Source organism: Duganella violaceipulchra, assembly GCF_019166075.1.
In the GTDB taxonomy this organism is placed as follows: Bacteria; Pseudomonadota; Gammaproteobacteria; order Burkholderiales; family Burkholderiaceae_D; genus Rugamonas; species Rugamonas violaceipulchra.
Window position 1 is genome coordinate 78,996 of sequence record NZ_JAHTGR010000008.1, and the last position, 25,225, is coordinate 104,220.

16 protein-coding genes and 4 pseudogenes are annotated in these 25,225 nt (G+C 62.8%); 14 read left to right on the forward strand and 6 right to left on the reverse strand.

Annotation, left to right across the window (positions count from 1 at the left end):
* The first annotated feature begins 38 nt into the window (after positions 1–38).
* The 4 genes and pseudogenes from KVP70_RS34335 to KVP70_RS16175 form a co-directional block, all read left to right on the forward strand.
* Positions 39–161, forward strand: coding sequence for a hypothetical protein (locus tag KVP70_RS34335; protein ID WP_416053870.1), 123 nt, complete (start codon positions 39–41; stop codon positions 159–161).
* A complete protein-coding gene (locus KVP70_RS34655) occupies positions 124–900 on the forward strand; it encodes an IS66 family transposase (RefSeq protein ID WP_255575825.1) in 777 nt (258 codons plus the stop codon). Before KVP70_RS34335 ends, KVP70_RS34655 begins: the two co-directional genes overlap by 38 nt.
* Before the next feature lie 109 nt (positions 901–1,009).
* Positions 1,010–1,132 (forward strand): annotated as a pseudogene (locus KVP70_RS34660) (IS66 family transposase); the annotation flags it as partial.
* A 507-nt stretch (positions 1,133–1,639) separates the two neighbouring features.
* A pseudogene (locus KVP70_RS16175) lies at positions 1,640–2,353 on the forward strand (HD-GYP domain-containing protein); the annotation flags it as partial.
* Positions 2,354–2,385: 32 nt separating this feature from the next.
* Here KVP70_RS16175 and KVP70_RS16180 read toward each other — a convergent pair.
* Positions 2,386–5,517: an ATP-binding protein gene (locus KVP70_RS16180; protein WP_217943250.1), complete on the reverse strand. Its 3,132-nt coding sequence runs from the start codon at positions 5,515–5,517 to the stop codon at positions 2,386–2,388.
* 198 nt (positions 5,518–5,715) lie between these two features.
* Between KVP70_RS16180 and KVP70_RS16185 the strand changes: the two genes are divergently transcribed.
* Both KVP70_RS16185 and KVP70_RS16190 read left to right on the forward strand, forming a co-directional pair.
* Positions 5,716–6,066, forward strand: a complete 351-nt coding sequence (locus KVP70_RS16185) for a hypothetical protein (protein WP_217943251.1) — start codon at positions 5,716–5,718, stop codon at positions 6,064–6,066.
* 149 nt (positions 6,067–6,215) lie between these two features.
* Positions 6,216–7,103, forward strand: coding sequence for a hypothetical protein (locus KVP70_RS16190; protein ID WP_217943252.1), 888 nt, complete (start codon positions 6,216–6,218; stop codon positions 7,101–7,103).
* 45 nt (positions 7,104–7,148) lie between these two features.
* On the opposite strand, the gene KVP70_RS16195 is transcribed toward KVP70_RS16190, so the two are convergent.
* Complete coding sequence (locus KVP70_RS16195; RefSeq protein ID WP_217943253.1) at positions 7,149–10,916, reverse strand: hypothetical protein; 3,768 nt, start codon at positions 10,914–10,916, stop codon at positions 7,149–7,151.
* Positions 10,917–11,303: 387 nt separating this feature from the next.
* Here KVP70_RS16195 and sctV point away from each other — a divergent pair, with 387 nt between their 5' ends.
* From sctV to KVP70_RS16230, 7 genes and pseudogenes are all read left to right on the forward strand, one after another.
* The gene (gene sctV, locus KVP70_RS16200; protein ID WP_217943254.1) at positions 11,304–13,424 is read left to right on the forward strand and encodes a type III secretion system export apparatus subunit SctV; all 2,121 of its coding nucleotides are present in this window, start codon (positions 11,304–11,306) and stop codon (positions 13,422–13,424) included.
* A complete protein-coding gene (locus KVP70_RS16205) occupies positions 13,421–14,344 on the forward strand; it encodes an FHA domain-containing protein (RefSeq protein ID WP_217943255.1) in 924 nt (307 codons plus the stop codon). The genes sctV and KVP70_RS16205 overlap by 4 nt, the downstream gene beginning before the upstream one ends.
* Positions 14,338–15,705, forward strand: coding sequence for a FliI/YscN family ATPase (locus KVP70_RS16210; RefSeq protein ID WP_217943256.1), 1,368 nt, complete (start codon positions 14,338–14,340; stop codon positions 15,703–15,705). The genes KVP70_RS16205 and KVP70_RS16210 overlap by 7 nt, the downstream gene beginning before the upstream one ends.
* 6 nt (positions 15,706–15,711) lie before the next feature.
* Positions 15,712–16,185, forward strand: coding sequence for a hypothetical protein (locus KVP70_RS16215; protein WP_217943257.1), 474 nt, complete (start codon positions 15,712–15,714; stop codon positions 16,183–16,185).
* A 230-nt stretch (positions 16,186–16,415) separates the two neighbouring features.
* Positions 16,416–16,997, forward strand: coding sequence for an RNA polymerase sigma factor (locus KVP70_RS16220; RefSeq protein ID WP_217943258.1), 582 nt, complete (start codon positions 16,416–16,418; stop codon positions 16,995–16,997).
* 196 nt (positions 16,998–17,193) lie between these two features.
* Positions 17,194–18,072, forward strand: coding sequence for a 3-methyl-2-oxobutanoate hydroxymethyltransferase (gene panB / locus KVP70_RS16225; protein ID WP_217943459.1), 879 nt, complete (start codon positions 17,194–17,196; stop codon positions 18,070–18,072).
* A 188-nt stretch (positions 18,073–18,260) separates the two neighbouring features.
* Positions 18,261–18,726: pseudogene (locus tag KVP70_RS16230) on the forward strand (transposase); the annotation flags it as partial.
* A 167-nt stretch (positions 18,727–18,893) separates the two neighbouring features.
* Here the strand turns inward: KVP70_RS16230 and KVP70_RS16235 are convergent.
* Positions 18,894–19,916, reverse strand: a complete 1,023-nt coding sequence (locus tag KVP70_RS16235) for an aldo/keto reductase (RefSeq protein ID WP_217943259.1) — start codon at positions 19,914–19,916, stop codon at positions 18,894–18,896.
* 533 nt (positions 19,917–20,449) lie between these two features.
* Between KVP70_RS16235 and KVP70_RS16245 the strand changes: the two genes are divergently transcribed.
* Positions 20,450–21,943, forward strand: a complete 1,494-nt coding sequence (locus KVP70_RS16245; protein WP_217943260.1) for a PhoPQ-activated protein PqaA family protein — start codon at positions 20,450–20,452, stop codon at positions 21,941–21,943.
* Positions 21,944–22,241: 298 nt separating this feature from the next.
* On the opposite strand, the gene istB is transcribed toward KVP70_RS16245, so the two are convergent.
* The 3 genes and pseudogenes from istB to KVP70_RS16260 all read right to left on the reverse strand — a co-directional run bounded on the left by istB (position 22,242) and on the right by KVP70_RS16260 (position 25,212).
* Entirely contained in the window at positions 22,242–23,054 is an 813-nt protein-coding gene (gene istB, locus KVP70_RS16250) for an IS21-like element helper ATPase IstB (protein WP_217943261.1), read from the reverse strand.
* Positions 23,047–24,070: pseudogene (locus KVP70_RS16255) on the reverse strand (Mu transposase domain-containing protein); the annotation flags it as partial. The gene istB and the pseudogene KVP70_RS16255, both read right to left, overlap by 8 nt.
* A gap of 131 nt (positions 24,071–24,201) precedes the next feature.
* The gene (locus KVP70_RS16260) at positions 24,202–25,212 is read right to left on the reverse strand and encodes an FUSC family protein (protein WP_217943262.1); all 1,011 of its coding nucleotides are present in this window, start codon (positions 25,210–25,212) and stop codon (positions 24,202–24,204) included.
* Positions 25,213–25,225 lie beyond the last annotated feature (13 nt).

Genomic DNA, 25,225 nt, shown 5'->3' on the forward strand with positions numbered 1-25,225 from the left:
TGAGTTTGCTTGTGCGCCTGGACGCGCTGGAGTCGAAGGTGAACAAGACCAGCCAGAATTCGAGCAAACCGCCGTCGTCCGATGGACTGGCCAAGAAGACGAGTTCGTTGCGCGAGCCGTCGCATGCGCTGTCACAGCGCGCTGCCACTGGAGCAGGCTGAGGTCGCCGAACGGCGCCGGATCATCGATGTGCCCAGCACGGTGTTCGACGTCATCGAACACCGTACGCTGGCGATGACTTGTCGCTGCGGCCAGACCCACGTGAGCAGCTTTCCCTCCGACGTGACCGAACTGGTGCAGTACGGTCCTAATGTACGCGCGCTGGGCGTGCATCTGACCCAGGGCCAAATGCTGCCATACGCACGCGCCGCCGAATTGATCCACGATGTCTATGGTCTCTCGATCTCGCCGGCCACGCTGCTGGCGTGGCCGGCCGAAGCGCGCGCGGCCCTGCAAACGACGGCGGACCGCATTGCCGACCAGTTGCATGCCGCGCCGGTCCTGAACGCCGACGAATCGGGCCTGCGCGTGGCCGGCAAACTACACTGGTTGCACATCGCCGCCAGCGACACGCTGACATGGTACGGCGTGCACGCCAAGCGGGGCATGGCGGCCATCGAGGCACATGGGATCCTACCCAACCGCCTTGGCGTGTTGGTACATGATTGCTGGGCACCGTACTGGCGGCTTGATGATTCGGTCCATGCCTTATGTAATGCCCACTTGTTGCGCGAACTGGTTTATGTGAAGGAGGTCACCGGCGAGCAATGGCCCGAGTCGATGATGCAATTGCTGCTCGGCGCCAACCGGGTCTGCACGGCAGCGCGGCTGCCAACAGCGTACGCTCGATGCAAGCGATGTTGCCGCCTTCCGCACTGTCTACGACGCCCTGGTGCGTGAAGGTGAAGCGATCCATCCTTAAACCAAACAACAACCGGGGCAGCGCGGCCGTGGTAAGCAAAGCGTCGCGGCCAATTTTCTACGTCGCTTCTGCCTACACGCCGACGCCGTCCTGCGCTTCATCAGCAACCCGGCTGTGCCGTTCACCAACAACGTTGGTGAACGCGCCGTGCGCATGCCCAAGGTCAAACAGAAAATCTCCGGCTGCTTCCGCACGCTCGCCGGTGCCTAGCATTTCTGCGTCATCCGCTCGTGCCTCGACACGCTACGCAAGCAAGGGCACGGCATGCTCACCGTCCTGCAACGCGCCTTCACCGGCAATCCTATCCAGCTAACTGCTTAGCTGCTGAACAGTCACTATTATTCCAAGTATTCCCGGGTTGCCGGGTATGGTCATGCAAGTGTGCTTGGCATATATTCCAAATCCCTATTAAATTGTGCCTGCCAGGCTCAGTCGTATGCATCGTCTGGTGAGCCAGACGGTAACTTGGTCTGACAAATCGCGCTCCCTCCGCTTCCATCATCACATCGCCACTATGATTTCACCTGTGCCGCTGCGAGTCAGGGCATTCGCCCCCCTCCAGCAATAGACGCGCTCCAGTCCGCCGAGGCGTCGTAGACCAGGCAGAACAATATGAACGCAAATACCCCAGACATCACCGCTATCAGCATGCCGCGATCGCGCCACGCCACCATCCTGCCGTGCGGGCCGCGATCGGCGCACGCAACGCTGCCACCGTTCGCCCTCGACAGCAAGACCACCCAGGAACAAGAAATCGCGCACCTGACCAAGGAGACGCAGGCAAGCCAGGACATGGCCATCCTGGCGCTGGCCGCGCTGGCCGAAATCCGGGACGACGAGACCGGCAGCCATATTCTGCGCACCCAGCTGTATATCCGCTCCCTGGCGGAGCGGCTGCGCGACCATCCACGCTTCGTCGGATTCTTCACGCCAGAAAATATCGCGCTGTTGTACAAGTCCGCGCCGCTGCACGATATCGGCAAAGTCGGCATTCCGGACAGCATCCTGCGCAAGCCGGGACGTCTCGACGCGGATGAATTCGAGATCATGAAGACCCATACCACGCTCGGTTACGAGGTGCTGGCGCAGGCGGAGACGCGGCTGGGCAAAGCCGCCCCTTTCCTGATTTTCGCAAAAGAGATCTCCCAATCACACCATGAGAAATGGGATGGCAGCGGCTATCCGCAGGGTCTCGTCGGCGATGCGATCCCGATTTCCGCCCGCCTGATGGCGCTGGCCGATGTGTACGACGCCTTGATCAGCCGGCGCGTCTACAAGGAGCCGTTTTCCCATGAGGATGCGGTCGCCATGATCGCGCGTGGGCGGGGGCAGCACTTCGATCCGGACATGGTGGACGCATTCCTGTCGATTCAGGAAGACTGGCGCATGATCGCCGCGCACCACGCCGACCAGGCGCTTGCCACGCCTTAAGCCTGTGCGGCATAACGGGCATGGAGCCCCGCTTACGCCGCCGGCTGCCCGCCCGCCGCTGCCTCCGGCGCCTGGTAACGGCCCCAGCGCTCCAGACAGTTCGCCAGCATCTGCCGCGTCAGCGGTTTGCACAGATAGTCGTCCATGCCCGCCGCCAGGCAAGCGTCGTTGTCGTCCTTCGACGCATTGGCGCTGATTGCCACAATCAGGGTGCGCGGCAAGCCGAGCTCCGCCTCCGCCGTCCTGATCGCCCGCGTCAGGGCGTAACCATCCATGCCAGGCATGTGGCAGTCCGCCAGCACAATGGCAGGCTGGCGGGCGCGCCATTGGCGCAAGCCGTCCTCGCCGTCCACCGCGGTCCGGGCAGAAAAGCCGAGCTTGATGATCTGTCTGGACATGATGTCGCGATTGACCTCATGGTCCTCGCACAACAGCACATCGCCCGACAGCGGCTGGATCCGCACCACCTTCGCGGAGCCCTCGGCTGGCGGCGCCTTGCGCGGCGCGGAAACACCCAACATGTCGGCGGCCTCACGCATGAATTCAGCGGGAGTGGAGATGGTCACCGGCGGCCGTCCCGCCACCTCGAGCCGCACCCCTGCGAGGCCGACCTCCGCCACCAGCAGCGTCGCCGACGCCCTGTCCGTCGACCGCATCCCCATCTTCAACAACCACGCGCGCAGCGCCTTGCGCATCAGTGGCGAGGCGACCGTCACATGGGCGCTATTGCCCGTCAAATTCGGCCACAAGGTGGCTTGCCCGTCCCACACTATCGGAATCTCAACCGCCACCGTGGTGCCAGCGCCGAGCGCGCTGACCACGCCCACCTGGCCGCCCATTTTCTCGGCCAGTTGCTTGACGATGGATAGCCCCAGTCCGGTTCCGCTGCGGCCTGCATTACCCGCGGCCTGCTCCTGCTGAAAGGGGGTGAATAGCCGGGACTGAAATTCCTGCGACATGCCGCCACCGGTATCGATCACCCGCATTTGCAGGTGCGGCACGCCGCGCCGGAGATGATTGCGTAACTCGACCAGCACCTCGCCCTGTCTGGTGAAGCGGATGGCGTTGCTGACCAGATTGGCCAGCACCTGCGTCAGGCGAACGGCATCGCCGAGCACACGACGGTCAAAATGTGGCATCACGGCGACGCTAAGGCGGACCTCCTGCTCCAGCGCCGCAGGCCTAAACAAGGTCGCGATATGAGCGGCCACCTCATACAGGTCGAACGGCGCCTGGTCCAGCACCAGCGCACCGGCCTCGATTTTGGAGTAGTCAAGCACATCGTTGAGCACCCGCAGCAGCAAGCGCGCCGACTGATCCGCCACCCTCAGAAAACGGTGCTGCTGTTCGTCAAGCGCGGTGTCTTGCAAGAGGTCGATGACGCCGATCACGCCATTCATCGGCGTGCGGATCTCATGGCTCATGGTGGCCAAAAATATCGATTTGGCGTGATCGGCCGTCTCGGCCTGCCTGCGTGCCACGATGGCGTCCGCACGCGCCAGTTCGGCCTGGTACCTGGCATCCTCCGCGCCGCGTCGCGCTACCCGGATGCGGTGATTGATCCAGCTCAGCGAGACCACGATGACGACCACGGCCGCCGCGATCAGCAGCGCGCTCCAAAGCACCTTGCGTTTATCATACCCCACCGATACCAGGGGCTGATGATCGACCTGCGCCAACTCGGCCAGCTCCTCGGCGCTGTAGGTGCCGATAAGACGGTTGAGCATATCGCACAAGATCGCGTGGTCGGCGGGCATGCCGAAACCTATATATTCCACCCCCGTTTTCCCTGCCGTAATATGCAGGCGCCCGCTATAAAACTGACTGATCACATCGGCTGCGGCCGACAGATTGACATAGGCCGCGTCGGCTCTGCCGGCGACAACCGAGGCCAGCGCTTCGGCCGTCGCGGCGCTGGGAATGATTTCGCGGCTCGTCCAGTTTTCGCCGCTTTGAACGCTCAGCAGGCGCCATGGCACGCCCGCCACGCGTCTTATTACACTGCTATCGTCAGGCTTGCGCACCCACCCCCATGAGCTGTGAGCATAGGCGGAGGACTCCAGCATGCCACGCCGGGCCGAGCCGGTGGTAGACGAAGGAATGATGTCGATACCGCCCCGCTCCAGCAGCTCTTGCGGGATATCGTACTTCGACAGGATAACTGCCTCGACGCGTATCCCGGCCCGCAACGCGAAGCGGCGGAGGATTTCTGTGCCGGGGCCGTGCCAGTTCTGATCGCCATCCAGATAATCGTAGGATGTACTAAAGCCCGGTATGCCCATTTTCAAGATCGGGTGGGTGGCGAGCCAGGCCCGCTCTTCCGCGCTGAAGATCAGCTGGTGGCGCTCGACATCCTGTCGGCGCTCCATCCAGCGCTGGTAAATATCGGCTCGCACCTGCACCGGCAGTTCGTCCAAGCCGGAGGACAGCAATTCGATTGTATGCCGGTCGTCCGGCCGGGTAAGAAAATGCAAGGAGCGATGTATGCCCGGTAGTTGCACGGCCTGTAAAAAACCCATGCCTTTTTTCTGGATTTCCGAGACACCCGCGAAATAATGCCCGAAATACGCATCGGCATGACCATCCGCCACCGCCTGGACCGCCGCACTTGCGGTGGGCAACAGCACTGGCACGGCTTGGGGAGACAATTGTTGCAGGTAGCTGCGCCACGCGTCGCCGACCAGCGCCACCCTCCGCCCACGCAAGCTGGCCAGCACGTCCGTCGCAGGGGCGCCACGCGCCTGGACTACGCCGCTCGGCACGTCCACGTAGCCGGCCGATACCCAATAAGTCCGCCGGCGTTCCGGTGAATCCAGCATGTTGGACATCACGTCGATTTCGCCGTGCTGGAGTCCATACAGGGCGGCCTCGGGCGAGGCGTAGTGGATGTACTGAAGAATGCCATTGCCCCGCGTCGACAACACGGCCCGCAGGGTGTCGGGCCCTACCCCCTGATGTACGCCGAAGGCATCGACGTATTGCAGCAAGAACTGCTCGCCTTGCTTAACAAAGCCAATTTTCAGCGTGCGCGGTTCGGACACAGACGCGGCATGGGAGCTGAACGGCAGACCTGCCAGTAAGAGCCCGGCGACGAGCAGAACAATATTCCATGCCAGGTAGCGGCGCAAGGCGAGCATATGGCTGAACAGGGAGGTGGTGGCCAACGTTAAACACATGCAAAGCCATCCTGCGAAAAGGGGAGATATTCCATCATACAACACAGTGGACAGCCGCCCCGACAGATCAAGCACGGTAATTCGGTCCGACAAATCCCCACCGTAGTCCCACTATGACTATCCGGCCGTTAACGTGACAGGCAAGATGCATGATTCTCAGCTTTCCACCACATTGGAGCTTGCCCGATGCCACACCATGAAACGTTGCTGGATCTGGATGAGCTACGGGATATTTATGACCAGGCGGCTATGCACGCGTTGCTCAGGCAGGTGCGACAGTACCTGGTGGCCGATCGAGAAATCTTGCGCGCGGCCGTGTCCAACCCCGCCGTCCCGCCCTGCCGCAGGACGGCCCATCGGCTCAAGAGCATGCTCATGTTCCTGTGCGGGGAGCTTTGGCGGAACGATTTCGAGCACCTGGAGTGCGCGGTGGCGAGCGCAGACCAGGGCGCCATCGTGGCCGCGTTGGCGCGTCTGGAGAGGCGCTTCAGTCAAGTCGACGCGGAACTCGTCAACGCACTTGCCGTGCCATTCTGATGCGCGGCGCAAGCTGGCGGGCTTCCCCTGGGGTAAATCAGTCCTAGATTTTCCCGTCTGACGATGCACACGCTGCCGCTTGCCGCACACTTAAGCAAACACCCTCTCGCGCAGCGATGCTTTCTACCTTTATCTCAAAACGGAAACCCATGCAAAACGCAGTCAGAGTCGCCGCCATCTTGCCGGTTTGTGCCGTCCTGCTCGGCTGCGGCGCGGGGGGGGATGACAATAAGGCGGTCGGCTATGCCGGTCCGGACGAGATCGCCCAAACTATGCGGCAAACCGCACCGCAGTCCGGTCCCCAGCGGCTCGCCGACGGCGTCTGGCTCGGAACCGACGCCGACGGCAGGCCCGCTTTTGCGCTGGTGTCGGGTCAGAACGCGGTCAAGGACGAGGATAGGCAGCTGTTCTATCTGGCCGTCGGGACTGGTACCGGCAATTACGTGCCAACGCATACCGGTTTTGCCACGTCGAAAAATGGCGACATCTGGGCCGACCATATCATGGCATTCACCGATCTGGTGCATTTAGGTGTGCGCGGCCATGTCAGTATTTCTAGCAAGCTGAACAGCGAGATCTATTTCCATGATACGAGCGCCACCATGACCAAATACATCCTCAGCTATAGCAATGAAAACTATCGTATTTCCGGATTCGACAAGTTGCAGGGAAACTACTCGAACGCGGCGCAAACGCCCCATGGCCGACCGGCCTGCCGGCGCTGCGGCACGCAGTTCGTGAAAATCGATCAGCACGGCTCGCTTGCTGGCCGCATCGCGGGCTGCTCCTTGAACGGCACGCTCAGCGTTATCGACCGTGGCAGAAATCTGTACCGGTTGAATTTGAACGTCAAATCTGACAGCGCCGCCAGCAGCTGCCTCGTGGGCAGCCGCACCACGGACGAGGTGCACTTGACGGGATTGGCAGCGCTGGCGCCCCTGCAGGACGGCCCTGCTCCCCGCCTCGTCTTTTCCACGGCCACTTCATTACCGGGCGGCGCAATGGCGATGGTGGCTGGCGCCATCCCTAAACAATAGCGTCAATGACGCAGCTGACCGAAAGCCAGCTGCGATAGTTCACGTCTACAGCCGGGTGGGAACGTCGTCCTCGGCGCCCGCATCGAGCGCGGCGCGCAAACCAGCGCTCAGTTGTTCCTCGCGCCGATGTTCGGCCCGGATCACAGCGTGCAGTGCCGCGCCCTCCCTGGGCGCCGCCGACTGCAATGCCAGCCATACCGAACGCGCCATCGGTACCGGAGCCATGGCGGCGATGCCGGCCTTGATGTCGCGCAAAGGACGGCTGGCCCGCTCTATCTTTTCGGCGGCCGCCGCCAGGTCACCCGTAAAATTAATTGGCGCACCGCCGGCGCGCGGATGCGGTGGCACGCCTTTGACGTGGGCACCGTCCCGTTTGAGGGTCGTTATGACGTCGCCCCCAAGCACCGCCGTGATCGTGTGCAGGTCCAGGCCATGCGCGCCGAACGTTGCGCTGGTACGCATCAACCCGGGGTGTGCGCCCACCACTGACGTCGCCAAGTTGGCCGCCACAGAAGACGGCACAAACAGGCCGGGATTGATCGACGACAGCAACAGGCCCGCTTGCGCGCCGCCCATACCGACCTTGCCCAATTCGGGCACACTCACATGACTGGTGATGGCCGCACCGCCAAAACCTCCCAGCACAGAAAATGGCAGTTGAATGGCGCCGGCGACCAGCTTGGCGCCTACCTGCATGGCGGCCAGTCCACTCGGCGTGAGGGTCCTCCGTCTTTCGACCTGGGCGCTGCCATAGTCCTGCAACCAGTGCTGATATATCCGCGACTTGTCCGCGACCTGCCCGGTGTCGCCGGCCAGATATTTCCGATGGTCGTCGACCAGCGCGGCGATCCGGCCTTCGCGCTTATGAATTTCTCGGTTTTCCGCCGCGATGGCTTTTCTCAGTGAGGCAGGCTCGCGGTCGCCATTGTTTTGTGCGCATAGATGGGCCAAGAAGTTGCCGGACGTTTCAGGGCCGACGGCAAGTGTCCCCGCTGCCCGCAAGCGCCCCTCAAGCTCCGCAAGCTGAGTGGCGATCGCGGGGGCGCCATGCGGGTACAGGAAAAACGCCATCAGATTGGTCCAATCGGCATGGGAAAGCAGCAATGGCGGCAAGGCGTGCGAGGTTGCCGCCTCCATCACATGCTGCAGAGTTTCCGACAGGCGGGCGACCAGAACAGGACCGGCGTGGTCCAGCGCCAACTGCCCCTGCGCTAAGTCCAGCTGGTGTTTATCCCAGGCTAGCCGGTGCTGTTTGACCTCATATATTCCGCCCAGGGGATCGGCCCCGGCCTGCGCGGGCGCGCCCACGTAGGCCCGCGCCGTGTCTATCCTGGCGTCATATGTCGCGATGCGCGCGTGGTCCGCAGCCAGATCTGCAAGGCCCTGTGCCGCCCGGCTCACATCGGCGTTCGCCTTTTCGAAATCAAGCACATCCCGCAGATCGCGATGGGACGCGGCGTCCGTTCCAGCGCGCAGCAAGGCGCCAATGCTCAGGCGGCCAATTTGGAAACGGCTCTCGGCATTTTTCACAAACTCGTCCTGCACGCGCTTCTTAACAACAGCATTGAGTCCGTTGCGGCTCAATGCCACGAGACTGGGCCGAGACCATCGGATGGTGTCGGCTATCTGCTCCACCGACTGCAGGGTCCCTGCCGGATTCGCCAATCGACTGACATACCCGACGGCGGCGGCGTCCTCGGCCATGCTTTTCACCAGGTGGTGGGTGGCCAGTCGCACCGCCTTGTCTATCACCGGGGCGATCACCGCCTGCGTGATCGCCCCGGCCAGTATGCCGGCTACCCCACCGCCGGCGCCGGCAACGGCAAAGGTCACCGGCAGCGTCACTAACGCGCCGCCGATCAAAGCGCCGGCAGTACCGGCCACGGCGCCCACGCGGTTCGCGGCGGCGGACCGATCGGACACGTAGTCGGTATAGACGGCCCGACTCAGTTCATCGGTAAGTTGGCGGAACGGCGCCGACTCCCAGCCGATCTGCCTAGCGACCAATCCCTCGGACAGCAACTGCATGCCGTCGGCCAATGCCGCAACGCCATCAATCGACGATAGAGTGGCAAGCACGGCGGCGCGCCCTTGCTCCGGCTCGATGGCGTGGGCCACTGCGTCGGCTTGCCGGCGCAGCATCGCCGCCGCGTCAGCGCCGACGGCGACGGCATGGTCGGCGCTCTTTGCCATGAACGACACGAGGGCGGAAAATTTTTCGGCGGGAGCAACCTGCCCCACGCCAAAATTGGGGCCGATACCGGACAACGCCGTCAGGGCGTGCTCCGTTGCGCCGGACTTGACCGCCGCGTCGCCGGGCGCCTGTCTGAGCACCGCCAATTGCCGCTGCAAGGTGCCTTTGATGTTCAACAACACGTCGAAATAAGCGGCGTGCTGCGCCAGGAAGGCGGCAGCATTGTCGGCGTCGGGAAACAGGCGGCGCACAAAGCCCAATCGCTCCACGCCGGCGGCGACCATCGGCGCAAGAATGCCCTCCATCCGCGCCTCATCGATGCCCGCCATGACACGGTCGAGGCTGCCATCGACACGGAGGATCTTTCGTACCTCTCTGCTCGATTCTATGGCCAGGCTTTTGTCGAGCGTCGAACCGTTAGCCGCCGGCAGCATAGCGTCTTGAAAACGCCGCTCACCGGCGGCGTTCGCCGCAGTCTCGACGCCGTCGAAACTGATGGCAGCCTGGACGGCGATGCCGGCGACCGCACGCGCCACCCCCAGTCCTGAGCGAGCCAGCCCCTGGTGGGGGCCGGGGATGAAGGCGTTCAGCAAGCCGAGCCAACCCAGAGCCGCCCTGGCCTGTGCACCACCCTGATCGAGCGCGTGCACGAAGTCCTGGCTCATATGCTCCATTAGTCGCTGCTGGTCGGGCGCCAAGCCGATGGTCCGGATATGATTGTCGCGCAATATACCTTTCGACGCGTCGAGGATCAAACGGTCGAACTCCTTGCCAAAATCGGTTGCGCTGTGCAGCGTCGCCCCCCCTATCTTCAACCGCAGGCCCAGGGTGCTCCAGCGGTAACCGGGATCGACGTCCTGGCCGTCGGCCACCTTGTGGACCAGCCCCGACACCTGCTCCCTGAGCAGCTTTGCTGCGGCATGCAAGACTTCGGCGTGCGCCTGGACAACGTCGCGGCGCGGCCGCATTTGTTCGTCCGCCATGCGAATGGCAAAATCGGCGATCAGACGCATTCTTTCCAGCGGCGTGCCGACAGCCGTCAGTTTGGCTCGTGTTGCGCCCGTTTGCTCGACATGCGCCGCCAGCGCCTCCACCTCGGCGACCGACGGCGCTCTGCCCTGCCCTTCAGCGAATTGGCGGATACCTTCATCCAAGATATGAAAGGCCGCCTGGATGTCACCGCGCATCATCCCGCTCAGGGCGCTGGAGGAGTGACCAGCATTGAACATGGCAGCGATAATATCGCCGCGGTCGTCCGGTTTGGCGCCCTGGATCAGGCCGCGCCCGAAGTCGCCAACGGCATGGGTGATCGCGGCGCCCGCGTGTGGCGCGAAAATGGAGGAGATTTGCGCGCGGATCTCTTTCGCGTTCTCCAGCACAATGTCGTTATAGCGCGTAAAAATGGCTTCGCCCATCCGCTGCTTGATGCTGTCCGCGCTCGCGCCGGCAGGCAGCGCGGTGTCGGTATCCGGGACATTCAGGGCCAGCCAAACCGAGGCCGGCATCCGGTCGATCTCCGGCCGCCTACCAACAGCTCCCTCCAGCGTGGTGCGGATCTTGTGCTCCAGATGCTGCACGCTGACGGCTGCGTCGGTGTATCGCTCGTTCAATTTGGTCATGCCGAACTCCAGGTGGTATAGCGTGGGTGTGTTGAGGTAACGTGGTCGTCGTCGCCCCGGGGACTAGTGCGAAGCAGGAAGGGAATAGTTCTGCGATGCGGCACCGCGCACCTGAAATCGGGCTTGCCCTGTCCCATGGGTGCAATGCAGCGAACCAAATGTTCGCGGAAAATCACTCACAGGCATGAACACCTTTCCTACACCCGCGCCCGAACGCGCCCGCTACGTCCCGCACCAACGCCACAGCGAAATTTCGCCGGCTACCGACGTCGCCGAACTGCACTACCTGGACGCCCTTTTCAAGATCCGATCCGGCACGAACGCCGCAGCGTGGTTCGTTGCCCCGTCGGCTATGCACGGTGTCCTGGCTGCGCCAAGCGCCCCCCGATGAGCGGCGCACCCCGCCGCTGGCGCCACGAGGCCGCGGCCATCGCTGGAGAGCTGGTGCCCAAGGGCGGACGGGCCGACGTGGCGGCCGCCGCCATCGTGGTCGCCATCGTACTGGCCATGCTGTTGCCGCTGCCGCCTTGGCTGCTCGACATCCTCATCGCCATCAATATGTGCGTGGCCTGCCTGATGGTCGTGCTGGTGGTGCAGGTGAAAGACTCGGTCAGCCTGAGTACATTCCCTGCCCTGCTGCTGATCACAACCCTGTTCCGTGTCGCACTCAGCGTCGCCAGCACGCGTCTGATTCTGCTGGAGGCCGAGGCGGGGCATATTATCGAGGCCTTCGGCGAGGTCGTTGTCGGCGGCAACCTGGTGGTCGGCCTGGTCGTGTTCCTGATCCTCACCGTGGTCCAGTTCCTTGTCATCACCAAAGGCTCGGAGCGCGTGGCCGAAGTCGGGGCTCGTTTCACGCTCGATGCGATGCCGGGCAAACAACTGGCGATCGACATGGAATTCAAGGGCGGCTCGATGACAGCCGACGAGGCACGGCAAAAACGCGCGCTGCTCGGTCAAGAGAGCCAGTTCTTCGGCGCCATGGACGGCGCCATGAAGTTCGTCAAGGGCGACGCCATCGCAGGCATCGTCATCATGCTCACTAACATGATAGGCGGCTTGGCCATCGGCATGCTGCAGCGCGACATGCCGGGCGCGGAGGCGATGCGGGTGTATTCCGTGCTCACCATCGGGGATGGCCTGGTGGCACAGGTCCCCGCCCTGTTGATGTCACTGACGGCAGGCCTGCTGGTGACCCGCGTCGCCGGCGGCGAAGACGGCGGGCGCAACGTCGGCAAGGAAGTGGCCAGCCAACTAGCCGCGCATCCCAAGGCCTGGGTTACGGCCAGCGTTGCGATGCTGGTGTTCGGCCTACTCCCTGGCATGCCCACGGTCGTGTTTGCCGCGCTGGCGGGCGGTGCACTGGCGCTCGGACTCGGCATTATCCACCGACGCCAAAAAAACACCGCGGACGCCGCCGCCGGTCTTGCTGCCGAGGTGCCCGAATTGCGCGAATTCGAAGTCGTGCGCCACTTCCTGGTGCGCATCGCGCCCCACGTCGATGCCGAGCGCGGCCAACAGATCATCAATCTCGCCCGGCTGGCGCGTAACGAACTCGTCAGCCAATACGGCATGGTCACCCCCCCCGTTCACGCTGACACGGGCGCGCCTGTGGCCGATGCCGATTTCGAATTTTGTCATGACGAGGTGCGCGTCTTCAGCGCGCGCCTGCACGAAGACTTGCTGACTGCGCTGTGCCAACCGCGACAGGTCGAAGCGCTGGACCTGGCACACGGGCTCGCCGAAGAAGTCGCCGAGTGGGACGGACGGGTGCGCGCATGGCTGACGTTAGAGCAGGCCGAGGCGCTCGCATTGCCGGCCGCCGCAGTACAAACGTATTGGGCATACCTGCACTCATTGTTCAGGTCCGCCATCGTCAAGGCAGGACCGCGCTACTTCGGCATCGAGCAGGCGCAAAAACTGAGCCGTTGGATCGCTTCGCGCACGCCGGACCTGGCCAAGGAACTGGAGCGCAGCGTACCGCTGGCGCGCCTGGCCGACGTCATGCAGCGCCTGCTCGGCGAGCAGGTCAGCGTGCGCAACGTGGACGCGATCACGGAGACGCTGGTCGAATGGGGCCCGCGCGAGCGCGATCCCGCCGTCTTGTACGAATGCGTGCGCGCCGCGCTGGCGCGCGAAATTTGCGATGCACACGCCAGCGGCAAACAATTAAGCGCCCTGATGCTGGACGCCGAGCTGGAAGCCGCGTTGCGCTCGGCGGTTCGACAAACCGCATATGGCGACTGGCTGGCGCTCGACGTCCGAGCCAGCGAGGCGCTGGTCGACGAGTTCGCCGCGGCACTGACGGCTGCGGCGACGCTGCCGAGCCCGATTCTACTGTGCCCGCCCGACCTGCGGCCACACGCCCGCCACCTGCTGCGCGAGCGCTTCAACGAATTGCCCGTGCTGTCCACGGCGGAAGTGCCGCCCGACTATCGGATCAAAGTGCTGAGCGTGGTCAGCTGGCCGGACGCGGCCGGACCCCTCGACGCCGAGTACGCGACATGAGCACAGCATATCCGACACTCGGACCAGACGGACTGGAACTGCGCGTCCTGACTGGCTTGCACGCGGGCGCGGCGCTGCCGCTCGACTCACAGGCCGTGCTGCTGGGGAGCGATGAGGCTTGCGATGTCATCCTGCTGGACCCCGATATCCTGCCGCGGCATATGCGCCTGCTGCCCTCCGACGGCCACTGGCTGCTCGAATCGGCCACCCCGGCCTACGACAGGCTGGGCCAGGAGGTGGCGGGGGGGGCACCCATGTTGGCCGGCGAGCCGCTGCGTGTCGGAGGCACCTGGGTCGCCCTGTTCGCTCGCGCCGCCCCATGGGACGACAGTGCAGTTCCAGCGTGGGCTGAAGCCGCGACACCCGCCGCACCGCGACTGCGGCGCCGATGGCCGCCGGCCTTGTTCGCGCTATCGGCTCTGCTAGCCTTGCTCGCAGCGGGCGCGGGGCTGTTGTCCTGGTCGGTGCGAGCGCCGGTCACGTCCGCCTGCGCGGCGGAACCAGCCCCTATCGTCGGTGCCGACGCCCCCGTCGCCGACGCTGAAGGCGTGCGCAAAGAGGCGGTCCGGGTATTAGGCGAACGGGCCTTGCTGGACCTGGTCAGCATCGTCTACGACGCCGAACACCTGTCCCTGGAGGCCCAGCTGGACGAGGCGGAAACCCGGCGCTTCGACGGCGCGCTAGCGGCGTTGCACCGTAGCCTGGGCTCGGCCGTGGCCATCGACGTCAAGCTGGTGCCGATGGCCGTCACCCCGCCGTTTGAGGTAAGGGAAATCGTCAGCGGGCCAGGCGCACACGTCACGCTGGCAAACGGTCAAGTCATCTATGAGGGCGGTAGCGCCGGTGGCTACCGTCTGCTGGCCATCCACCCAGGGAAGCTGCTGTTCTCTGGTAGACGGCAAATCGAGTTGCCATGGTAGGCCGGCGTTCCTCCAGCCTGTGGCGCGACACCGCCACTGCCCAGGTGACGGCGTCGCTGGCCGCTTTTACCCGGACGACGCTGGTATGCTCCTTGGGGAAAGTGCAACGCGTGCTGGGCACGCTAGTGGAAGGGGTCGTGCCGAATGTCTGCATCGGCGAGCAATGCGAGCTGTTCCATCCTGATCGCCCGCAGCAAATACGCCGCGCCGAGGTGGTGGGGTTCAATGAAACGACCACCTTGCTCTCCCCGTTGAGCACGCTGGACGGCTTGTCTGCGGGCTACTTGATACGCCCCTTGCGCAGCGCACACCGCGTTGCCATTGGCCCCGCCCTGCTAGGGCGTTTGCTGGACGGCTTCGGTCAGCCCCTGGACGGCTTGCCCGCGCTCGACGCCGCCGCACCCGACTTGCGGCTACGCGCAGTCATCGCCGACGCACCATCGCCCGGCGACCGGCCGCGCATCGACACCGTCTTTCCCACCGGCGTGCGCAGCGTCGACACTATGCTCACCATAGGCAAGGGCCAGCGCGTCGGCATCTTCGCGGCGCCTGGCTGCGGCAAGACCACGCTGATGGCCGCCATCGGCCGCGGCAGCCAGATCGACGCACTGGTGCTGGGTCTGATAGGAGAGCGCGGCCGCGAGGTACGCGAATTCACCGAGCACGAGCTCGATCCCGAGCTGTTAAGCCGCACTGTCATCGTCTGCGCCACCTCCGATCGCCCGCCGATCGAGCGCGTGCGAGCCGCCTTTACCGCCACCGCCATCGCTGAGGGTCTGCGCGACAGCGGCTTGAACGTCTTGCTGATGATAGACTCGTTAACCCGGCTGGCGCGGGCACAGCGCGAGATCGGGCTGGCTGCGGGCGAAGCACCGGCCCGTGCCGGTTTCCCCCCTTCTGTTTACGCCATGCTGCCGCGCCTGATCGAGCGGGCTGGCAAAACAAACAAGGGTGCCATCACCGCCATTTACACTGTGTTATTGGACGGTGACATTAAGTCGGACCCCATCAGTGAGGAAGCCGTGTCGCTGCTCGACGGCCACATCCTGCTCTCACGCAAACTGGCCGAGCAGGGGCACTACCCGGCCATTGACGTGCTGCCCAGCATCAGCCGCGTTATGGCCGGCATTATCCCGCACGAACACCTCCGTGCCTCCGCCCGCCTTCGTCAAATACTTGCCCGCTACCGCGAAGTCGAACTCCTGATCCGTCTGGGCGAATACCGCGAAGGGCTCGACCCCGAAATGGACCAAGTGGTGAAGACCCACCCGAAGGTGATCGATTTCCTCCAACAAGACACCCGCATCGGCGCCAACTGGCACGACAGCGTCGAGCGCATGTTGCAGCTGGCCGGTGGCTAGGGCGCCATGCTGACACGTTCGGCACGGCGCATTCCGGCGGAGTTCCCGGAGGACATCGCTGCGGCAGAGTCAGACCTGCCCTCCCTCCGGGAAATACAGCGCCTCCAATTGCTGCGCGGACTGGCTGCGGCCACCGAGGTCGCGGCGGCGCGGCGTACCTGCGCACTTGCCAGGCAATGCACCGAGCGGCTCGAACAATCCTTGTCACAGCGGCGGAATGAGGTGCAACAGGCGCGCCGGAAACACGCCTGCGACAAGCTGGCGCAGCCGGCCTCGATCAGCGCGTTAACGCTCTGGCGCCACAACGAGTTCGCCATGCTAGGTGAGCTGACCCGCCACAGCGACGAACTGCACCGACAACGCGACGCAGCGCGGCAAGCGCAAGAACAACTGGACGAGCTTATCCTGCGCCATCGCCGGATCGAGTCGCGCCGGGAAAAATACACCCAGCTAATCGAAGAACTCGACAGCGCGCGCTGAGTGGCGCCCTCGGGCGCGTTAGCCGTCGCTGCGAACGCCCGGTCCAATAGGACTGGTCCGGGATATCGACGGCGGCCCAGAAGCATTTCGGCACCGTGGTCTAATTCGCGCGACGCAACCCGGCGTGCAAATTCACAACTTGACAGCGCGCCGTCGCCAGCGGTCCATCGACCGCACTAGCGGCGGTGTCACCACCATCACAGAAAAACTTATTCAACGGAAATCAAAGCATGGACGCGGAGCTCGATAGCAAGCAACAGCAGGTGATGGCCTATATACGACAAATTGCGCGCATGGCCTCAAGCGACTCCAGTCGGCTAAGGCGCTTTCTTTGGCGTTACGAGCGTACCTCAGATAACCAGGATGACATTATCCAGGACGCCATACTCGAAGCGCTCCGCTGCCGCCACCACTACCTGGCCTTGGGTTCAGTCCAGACCTGGTTCTACGGCGTCCTCGCCAACGTCGCGCGCAACCATGTGGCGCGTCGGGTGAAGCAGTCGCTGCGCACGGACAGCCTGGACCTGTGGCAGGATTCCGTGGAACACGCGGCGGAGGCGGAGCAACTACTCGACAGCGGCGAGCAGGGGCCCGAGCAGGAGGCCGAGTTCCGCCAGCTTGCCGCGCGCCTGTTCGTCGCTGCCAAGCAGCTCCCCCCCGATCTGCGCACGACGCTGGAGCTGGTTTGCCTCGACGGCCACTCCTATCACAGTGCGGCCAGCATGCTGCTCATTCCGGTCGGTACGGTGCGTTCCAGGATCAACCGCGCGCGCCAATTGTTACGGCGTAAACTGGACGTCCCCGCCAGTTGAACTTCCTCTCGCCACCAAGCCGACACTTTATATCGGCACCACCATGGAGATCCGGCCACGCTCGCCACAGCCGAAAATACCTCAAACACTACTCAACGGGCCGCTGCCGCTAAGTGCTGCACGGTCCTATCGATTAACGGATTATTAACGGTACTAAAGGACTAATATGACAGGATATCTGGAAGGGAAAGATGTGATGGGAGTAGCCCCGGTGGTCAGTGCCACCACGACACATAAGGTAAGCGTATCCGCTTCAGGCATGGCTAGCGAGAAGCCACCTGCTGTAAAAACCATTACTCTGCCGCTGCTAAGCGCCATGCGCACCGCTGGTGACCGTATCGCCATGCTTACGGTCTACGATGCGAGTTTCGCTTCACTGATGGACCGCTGCGGAGTCGAAGTGCTGTTAATTGGTGATTCGCTTGGTATGGCTTGTCAGGGCCACAATTCAACGCTTCCGGTGACGGTCGCCGACATCGCGTACCACACGGCCGCAGTCCGCCGCGGTGCCGACTCCGCGATGGTGCTGGCCGACCTGCCGTTCGGTAGCTACGCAACGCCGGAAGAGGCATACCGCAACGCGGTAATTCTGATGCAGGCGGGCGCTCAGATGATCAAAATCGAAGGCGGCGCCTGGATTGCGGATACCGTTAAGTTCCTGCGTACCCGCGCCGTGCCCGTCTGCGCCCATGTCGGATTAATGCCGCAATCGGTGCACCAAATGGGTGGTTACAAGGTTCAAGGAAAAACCGCTGAAAGCGCCGAGAGACTTAAGGCCGACGCTCTGGCGCTACAGGTGGCCGGTGCTGAAATTATAGTTCTAGAGGCGATTCCAGCCAAGTTAGGTAAGGAGATGACTGAGCTGCTCTCCATACCGACCATAGGAATCGGCGCCGGCCCCGACTGCTCAGGCCAAGTATTGGTAATGCACGATATGCTAGGCATCTTTCCTGGTAAAAAAGCTCGCTTTGTGAAAAATTTTATGAGCGGCCGGAACGATATCGCCGGCGCCGTGACAGCATATGTCGCAGAGGTTAAATCCGGAATCTTTCCAGGACCAGATCATTGCTTCTAGCTCACTAAAGTGGACCCGTCAGTCAAGACACTCTGCCAGCTGTTCAGTGTGGTGATTTTATCGCACGCAGGCGTCTGCGGCAGCGAGGATGCGCAGCTTCTCGGCCTTGGAAAAGGCACGACGTTTGGCGCTGGGAACAACCTCTGGATCAGGGCGTTGGGCTTCGACAGACGATGCGTTGAGGATGTCTTGCTGGGCTGCTTACGCGCGGGCTGCGCGGCGTCAAGCTGGGCATCTCGGATGCCCATGAAGGGCTCATGGCGGCCGTTGCCAAGGTCATAAACGCGAGCTGGCAGCGCTGCCGCGGCATTTCTTGCGCAACGCCTTGGTGCACGCCAACAAAGGCGTGCGAAATTGCCCAAGCTGGCCGACATGATGGACGCCGCTGAGCAAGACGTGCTGGCCTATATGACATTCCCGAGGACGCATCGGGTCCAGCTGCGCCCCCCCTTGGAGCGACTAAACGCCGAGGTCAAGCGGCGCACCGACGTCGTCGCCATCTTCCCCAACGAGCGCACCATCATCCGCTTGGTCGGCGCTGTCTTGTTGGAGTAGAACGATGAATGGTCTCTGCAGCGGCGTTACATGCAGCTCGATGGCTTGCAGTCACTCTATGAAACACAGCCGACGCGACTTTCCGCCGTGATCAGCTGAGCGGAAGTCCAGCCTTCCAGGAATCATAACTCTGGGGACACAATCGGCATCCCAGAGTTATTTTGTCGCTTAGGCGCTGTCCCGACCTGGATGTCGCCGGACTCACGGGATCCAGGCATGGCTATACTTTCCCGATAGCGAAGGCTGGACAGCGCAGGCAGCCAAAATCAGCCGTGCTCGTTTAGCATAGGGAAAGCGCGCTGGTGCCAGACCGGGTAGGCCGCCGGTACTTCGCTTGCCGCGTCAAGGCGGCAGATTTGATCCGCATTCAGCTCCCAACCAATGCTCCCGATATTGTCGATAAGTTGCGCCTCGTCGCGAGCGCCAATGATCACGCTCGACACGGTCGTCCGTCGGAGCAGCCAGTTCAAGGCCACTTGGGGAATGGTCTTGCCAACCTCCCCAGCGATGGCATCGAGTACATCGACGATGCGGAACAGGCGCTCTTGCTCAAATAACGGAATGTTGCCGACGGCATCATGGCCGCGCGTACCAGGTTTTGCCGCCTGGCCGCGCCGAATCTTGCCGGTCAAATTCCCCGAACCCAGAGGACTCCAGACCACGGCACCCACCCCCTGATCTGCCGCAAGCGGCATCAGTTCCCATTCGTAGTCACGGTTCAGAAGGGAGTAGTAGACCTGATGCGCCACATGACGTGCGTAACCGCGGCGGTCCGATACGGCGAGTGACTTCATCATGTGCCAACCGGAGAAATTGGAACCACCGATATAGCGCACCTTTCCGGAACGCACCAACTGGTCCAGCGTGGCCATGGTTTCTTCCAGCGGCGTGTTGTAATCCTGGCCATGCATCTGTAGCAGATCAATATGGTCAACACCGAGGCGCAGTAGCGATTTATCGACCGCGTCGAGCAGATGTTGCCGCGAGGAGCCATAATCGTTGGCTCCGTCGCCGCAAGGGAAGGTGGTTTTCGTTGAGATCAGCAGGCGGTTGCGCTTACCCTTGATCGCCTTCCCCAGTATCTGCTCGGCCAGGCCGGCGGAATAATAGTCCGCACTGTCGAACATGGAGACGCCATGATCGAGACAAACGTCGATCAGCCGGCTGGCAGCGGCGCTATCGGTACTGCCCCAGGCCTTGAAAAACTCACTGCCGCCGCCGAAAGTGGCGGTGCCAAAACTGAGGGCCGGCACGCGCAGGCCGGAATTACCGAGACGTCGATGTTCCATATTTGATTCTCCAATACTGTACAGGCTATACACCTTCGATTTGCTTGAAATGCTACGCCAGTGACCTGACTCGGAGCGGCGTGTGCGGTCCGCGCGTCAATTGTTGAACCGGCAGCGGGAGTATTGCAGGAACAGACAATCCCATAGCAGGAGGGGGCATAACTAAGACCGTTTTACCGCAGACGGACGCGGGCGGTGCGGCGTCAAACTGGTCATCTCAGACGCGCATGAAGGACTCAAGGCGGCCATCGTCAAGGGGCTGAAGGCGAACTGGCCGGCACGACTGTCAGCTGTCATTAACCTGGCGCGAGCCCAACTTCCCGGGAATCACAACTCATACACCACCTCTGCGGGACACGATCTTGACGGCAGGTCCCGCCTTTCTTTTGGTCTGAAAAAAGTGGCCGCAACCTTCCTGGTCCGACGCCCCCAGATAGGCTGTCTCGTCGCGCATCCCTTGCATGGACTGGCATCAACTTCATCAGGTTCGGCTATAGAAGCTGGCTGTCGTGAAATGAAAGAAAGTATTCTCAATGAAATCACATCTCCTCGCCGCGCTCTCCGCGCTGATGCTCTCGGCTTGCGGAGGCGGTCATCTGATCCCGTCCTCCGCAGTCGACGTGGATGCACTGGCCAATAAGTGCTTCGCAGAAAATGGACGGCGCTTCAATGCGGTCATGCTCTGCAGCAAAAAGGCGAACGACCAGGCTGCCCTCTCTTATCGACCGACCGGCACCACGATGCTGGGCGAGGTCCAGGTTCGCAGTTACCGCCTGGACAGCCAGCGTTGGCAAGCCGGCGATGTCAGTCCATCCGACTGGCACCATTGCGTCGAGCTGTACCAACCACCTCATCCACGCCGCGAACGTGCGCTCCTGGTGATCAGCAATGGCGTCAACACCGGCACGGCAAGTTTTCCGGTCCGGGCCTCCAGCGACTTTTCGGCGCAAGCCCTTGCCGAGTTGGCTAGCAAGACCAACTCGATCATCGTCACCGTCAGCGACGTCCCCAACCAGTTTCTGACCTTCGCCGACTCGCCCACCCCACGCCGCGAGGATGACGCCGTCGCGCACTCCTGGCAACGCTTCCTGGCCAATCCTGAGCAACGTCCATTCGCTTCGCTCCATATTCCGATGATGGTGGCCGCTGTCAAGGCGATGGATCTGGCGCAAGCGGAACTGGTCCAGTTTGGCATTCGGAGCTTCATCGCCACCGGCGCATCCAAGCGGGGATGGACCACCTGGCATACGGCCCTGGTCGACAGCCGAATCGATGCGATGGTACCGTTCGTTATCGACATCCTCAATACCAAGGTGATCTTCGAGCACACCAAGAAAGTCTACGGTGGCAGTTGGCCGCTGGCTTTAAAACCCTATGCGGACGATGGTGTCATCGCGGCGATCGGAACCCCGGCCTTCGACAAACTGATGGAAATCGAGGACCCGCTGCGCTATCAGGCCGCGCGCTATGCGGCCCGAATGGCCATTCCCAAGTATCTGATCAATACCAGCGGCGACAGCTTCTTCACGCCCGACAACGCAGCGCTGTACTTCGATCAGCTGCCGGGCCCCAAAGTGCTCTGGAGCGTTCCAAATGCCGATCATTTCCAGGTCCTCGACGTGGCGCAACAAGCCTTGATTAACTTCACCAACCGCATACAGAGCGGCATCGCCTTGCCCGTCGTAAGCGAGACCTTGTCTGGCACCAGCGGCGCGCCCACCTCGCTGACGCTCGCCTTCAACGAACCGGCGACGAAGATCACGCGCTGGGTCGCCATCAACCCAGCGGCGCGCGATTTCAGGGCCGCTTGCGGCGTGAAATATGCACCGTCCGAGGTCAAAGCCGACGCCGACGGCAAGGTTCGGTTGGATCTTGCCACGCCGCCGAGCGGTTGGTCTGCGACCTTTGCGGAAATCCAATTTGCCGATGGCTTTACAGCCACCAGCAAGGTGTATGTGACACCGAACGGGCAGTACCCGCAAGTGGCGCCAACCGCCGGTACGGGCGCCTGCCAGACGTTTCCTTGATACGTCGCGGAGCGCGGCGCCACATTGGAGGGTTAGGGGGCGCATGCAATTAAATCGCTCCGGAAATGAGGTTCCCTCTGTTTTTCGTCTTCCTGTTGGCGCTGCTCCAATACTGACCCACCGTGCCGATCGAAAAATACCCCAGGGCGGGGCGCTGCGTTTTTGAGTAGCGGCTGTGGATAAGTGTACCAAATAAAGAAGGAGAATTCGTGGAGGGCGTAGCCCGGAACGAATTCCCCTTCTTCTTGATTACCTCACTTAACGACATAAACGATTTATCCCATTATATTGCTTTCCTTCATTTCCCTCCCGGGCCAGCGCTACCCGGAACCGTATCGCCAGTTTTACGTTTCTGTTCCCGTGCCTTGATTCTGCCTTTGGCCGCCATGCTGCTGTGTTGGAAACGGTACGATTCATTACCCGTCTCCACGATATGGCAGTGGTGGGTGAGCCGGTCGAGCAATGCCGTGGTCATCTTGGCGTCGCCGAACACGTTCGACCACTCGGCGAAGCTCAGGTTGATGGTGATAACGACGCTGGTGTGCTCGTACAATTTCGACCGCAGGTGAAACAGCAAGGCGCCGCCGGCCTGGCTGAAGGGTAGATACCCGAGCTCGTCAAGAATGACCAGCTCTATGCGCAGCAACGACAGCGCCAGCCTACCCGCCTTGCCGTCGCGCTTCTCGCGTTCGAGCACATTGACCAGGTCGACGGTGGAGTAAAAGCGCACCCGCTTGCCCTTGGAGGCGATGCCAGACACGGCGATGGCCATGGCCAGACGGGTCTTGCCTATGCCAGGGCCGCCAATGAGCACGACGTTCTGGGCCGTATCGGCGAACGACAGCGTAGCGAGCTGGCGCACCAGGGGTTCATCGACCTTGGCCGACGCGAAGTCGAACCCGGCCAGATCGCGGTGCAGTGGAAACTTGGCCGCGAACATCTGGTGGCTGACCGAGCGCATAGCCCGGTCGGTGTTCTCGGCTTGCAGCAGATGCTCGACCAGCCATTGCGACGCGGCGAGCGCGCTGTCGCCCTGTCCCGTCAGATCAACCCAGGCGCTGGCCATACCGTGCAAACGCAGTTCCTTGAGTTCGGTGGCGACGTCACGCATGATCGGCCCCCACCACGTCGGCGACAGCGCCGCTGGCGCGCAGGCTGCCATAACGGCCGGTGTTGGCGACCGGCGCCTCCTTCAGCTGTAGAGTAGTCTCCACCGATGCCGGGACCGGGCTGGCATTGAGCCGCGCCAGCACGTTCTCGACATGCTCGGCGCTCTGGACGCCGGACTCGACGACCAGTTCGACCGCCACCAGCACGGCTGCCAGCCCCGCGGTGGGTACAGCGGCGAGCACCTGCGCCATCACCCTATCGCCGCCGGCGTGGCGCATCAGGCCCTATTTGAGATGGATCAGCGGCGCAGGCATGTCAGTGAAGGGCGCGCCATTGCGCAGCGCCCCCCGGCTTGCGCTGCACCAGCGGCATGTAATGCTCCCAATCGTAGCGGACCTGGCCACGCTCGGCGACACGCTCATGGCTGGCGACGACAGAAACCCCACCCGGGTAAAGGCGCGTGCTCACCATCTGGCCTGCCAGTTCGCATGGCACCGAGTAGCGGTTGCGGCTCACCGTCACCAGGCAGGTGCTCGACACCCGCGCCGGCCTTTCCACGTAGCCGTCGAACGGCGTCGGCATCGGCATCGGCATCGGCATCGGCATCATCTGCGACGGCTCCTGTTCGAGCATATCGGCCACGCTCAGGGCCGGGTACTCCGGATGGCGCAACTCGCCCCACAGCGCGCGGCAGCGCTGGCCGAGCCACACGTTCAACTCAATGAAGGAGGCGAACTGGCGGGTCTGCGCCTCGATCCAGATGCGCCGGCGGTTGTCCTGCACGTTCTTCTCGACCACGCCCTTTCCCCAGCCCGAGGCGACGTTGCAGAAGTCGGCATCGAACAGGTAGTGGGCGCACATGACGGCGAAGCGCGCGTTGACGATGCGCCCCCTGCCCTTGTTGACCTTGTTGACCTTGTTGACCTTGTCGACCTTGTTGACCTTGTTGACCTTGTCGACCTTGTCGACCGCCGTTTTTATATTGTCATAGATGCCCCGGCGCGGTACACCGCCTAGCCGCTTCGATATCTCGTGCAGCGACAGCTTGTCGCGAAGATGCATGCGTCGAACCAATGCCTATGGCTGGGTCAGTTTTCGGTCGGCGCCAACATCCGTAGTTGAAGATCATAAAAAAGAGAAGCAAGTGCTTACCATCGTCGATAGTGCGCCATGTCTTGGGCTGAGTTCGAAAAATTTCCAGGGTTGGTTTGGATCTGCCTCGTTACCGAATACAGCAGCGTGACGGCGGCGCCGATCAGGCCACCCGATAACACGTTCTCGATGCGCAGCAGGCCGATGCCAAAGCCATGCCCGGCGAAGACCGCCGCCACCACACACAGCATGCTGCGAATGAAAATGGCCAGGCGATAATCGCGGCAGGCGGCGCGCGAGACGGCCACGCCCAACAGGCAAACGGCAGGCAGCATGCCGCCGTGGCGCGTGGCGTCCGGCAGCAGCAGCAAAATCAGCCAGGACAGCGCCGCGCCGATAGCCACGCCCGCGCATACCCCGGCCGCCCGGTCGCCGGATTTGCGCCACGACGAAATTACCGATCCGGTCGCCACGCTGGCCGTCGACCAGATCAGCCATTCACCATCGGCCAGATGGAAGCAATGCACCGCGGCGGCACCCAGGAACACCGAAACAAGCCGGGTGATCGCCGCATCCATCGCCGCCCGATCGACGGTGTCGCGCGCCGCGCGCGCCCCCTGCGGCACCCGCCCGCGCCACCAGGCGAACGCCATGGGCGGCACCAAGGCCAAGCCATACCAAGACAGGAGATGGCGGTAGCCAGCCGCGACACCGGCCGGGCTGACGTCGAAGGCCATGCACGAATAGAGCGCCGACATGAAAGCGAAGTCACCCAGCGACCGCCATGCCCCGCCGAAGCGACCGAGCCAGGCCGCCAGGGCGGCGGACCCGGCACACAGAAGAGCGAAGCTCCATGGACTGGGCAGAGCAAGGCAGAACAGCTTGATCAAGCCGGCAATCACCAATCCGTGCACGAGGACCAGCGCTGACGGCGGGCGCGCCTGATCGGCCACGATCTGCAACAAGACGCCGATGAAGCCGGCCTTCAGGCAAAACGGATCGCCTGTGGCGACAAAGCAGGCGATCGCCGGCAGCAAGACCAGGGCCGAGCGGCCCAGTGGCGGCATCTCGAATCGGTCT

Excerpts from the sequence above, each read along its gene's own strand:
- KVP70_RS34655 (WP_255575825.1), top strand. The coding sequence starts at position 124 with ATGCGCTGTCACAGCGCGCTGCCACTGGAGCAGGCTGAGGTCGCCGAA.
- KVP70_RS16185 (WP_217943251.1), top strand. The coding sequence starts at position 5,716 with ATGCCACACCATGAAACGTTGCTGGATCTGGATGAGCTACGGGATATT.
- KVP70_RS16190 (WP_217943252.1), top strand. The coding sequence starts at position 6,216 with ATGCAAAACGCAGTCAGAGTCGCCGCCATCTTGCCGGTTTGTGCCGTC.
- KVP70_RS16195 (WP_217943253.1), bottom strand. The coding sequence starts at position 10,916 with ATGACCAAATTGAACGAGCGATACACCGACGCAGCCGTCAGCGTGCAG.
- sctV (WP_217943254.1), top strand. The coding sequence starts at position 11,304 with ATGAGCGGCGCACCCCGCCGCTGGCGCCACGAGGCCGCGGCCATCGCT.
- KVP70_RS16205 (WP_217943255.1), top strand. The coding sequence starts at position 13,421 with ATGAGCACAGCATATCCGACACTCGGACCAGACGGACTGGAACTGCGC.
- KVP70_RS16210 (WP_217943256.1), top strand. The coding sequence starts at position 14,338 with ATGGTAGGCCGGCGTTCCTCCAGCCTGTGGCGCGACACCGCCACTGCC.
- KVP70_RS16215 (WP_217943257.1), top strand. The coding sequence starts at position 15,712 with ATGCTGACACGTTCGGCACGGCGCATTCCGGCGGAGTTCCCGGAGGAC.
- KVP70_RS16220 (WP_217943258.1), top strand. The coding sequence starts at position 16,416 with ATGGACGCGGAGCTCGATAGCAAGCAACAGCAGGTGATGGCCTATATA.
- panB (WP_217943459.1), top strand. The coding sequence starts at position 17,194 with ATGGGAGTAGCCCCGGTGGTCAGTGCCACCACGACACATAAGGTAAGC.
- KVP70_RS16235 (WP_217943259.1), bottom strand. The coding sequence starts at position 19,916 with ATGGAACATCGACGTCTCGGTAATTCCGGCCTGCGCGTGCCGGCCCTC.
- KVP70_RS16245 (WP_217943260.1), top strand. The coding sequence starts at position 20,450 with ATGAAATCACATCTCCTCGCCGCGCTCTCCGCGCTGATGCTCTCGGCT.
- istB (WP_217943261.1), bottom strand. The coding sequence starts at position 23,054 with ATGCGTGACGTCGCCACCGAACTCAAGGAACTGCGTTTGCACGGTATG.
- KVP70_RS16260 (WP_217943262.1), bottom strand. The coding sequence starts at position 25,212 with ATGCCGCCACTGGGCCGCTCGGCCCTGGTCTTGCTGCCGGCGATCGCC.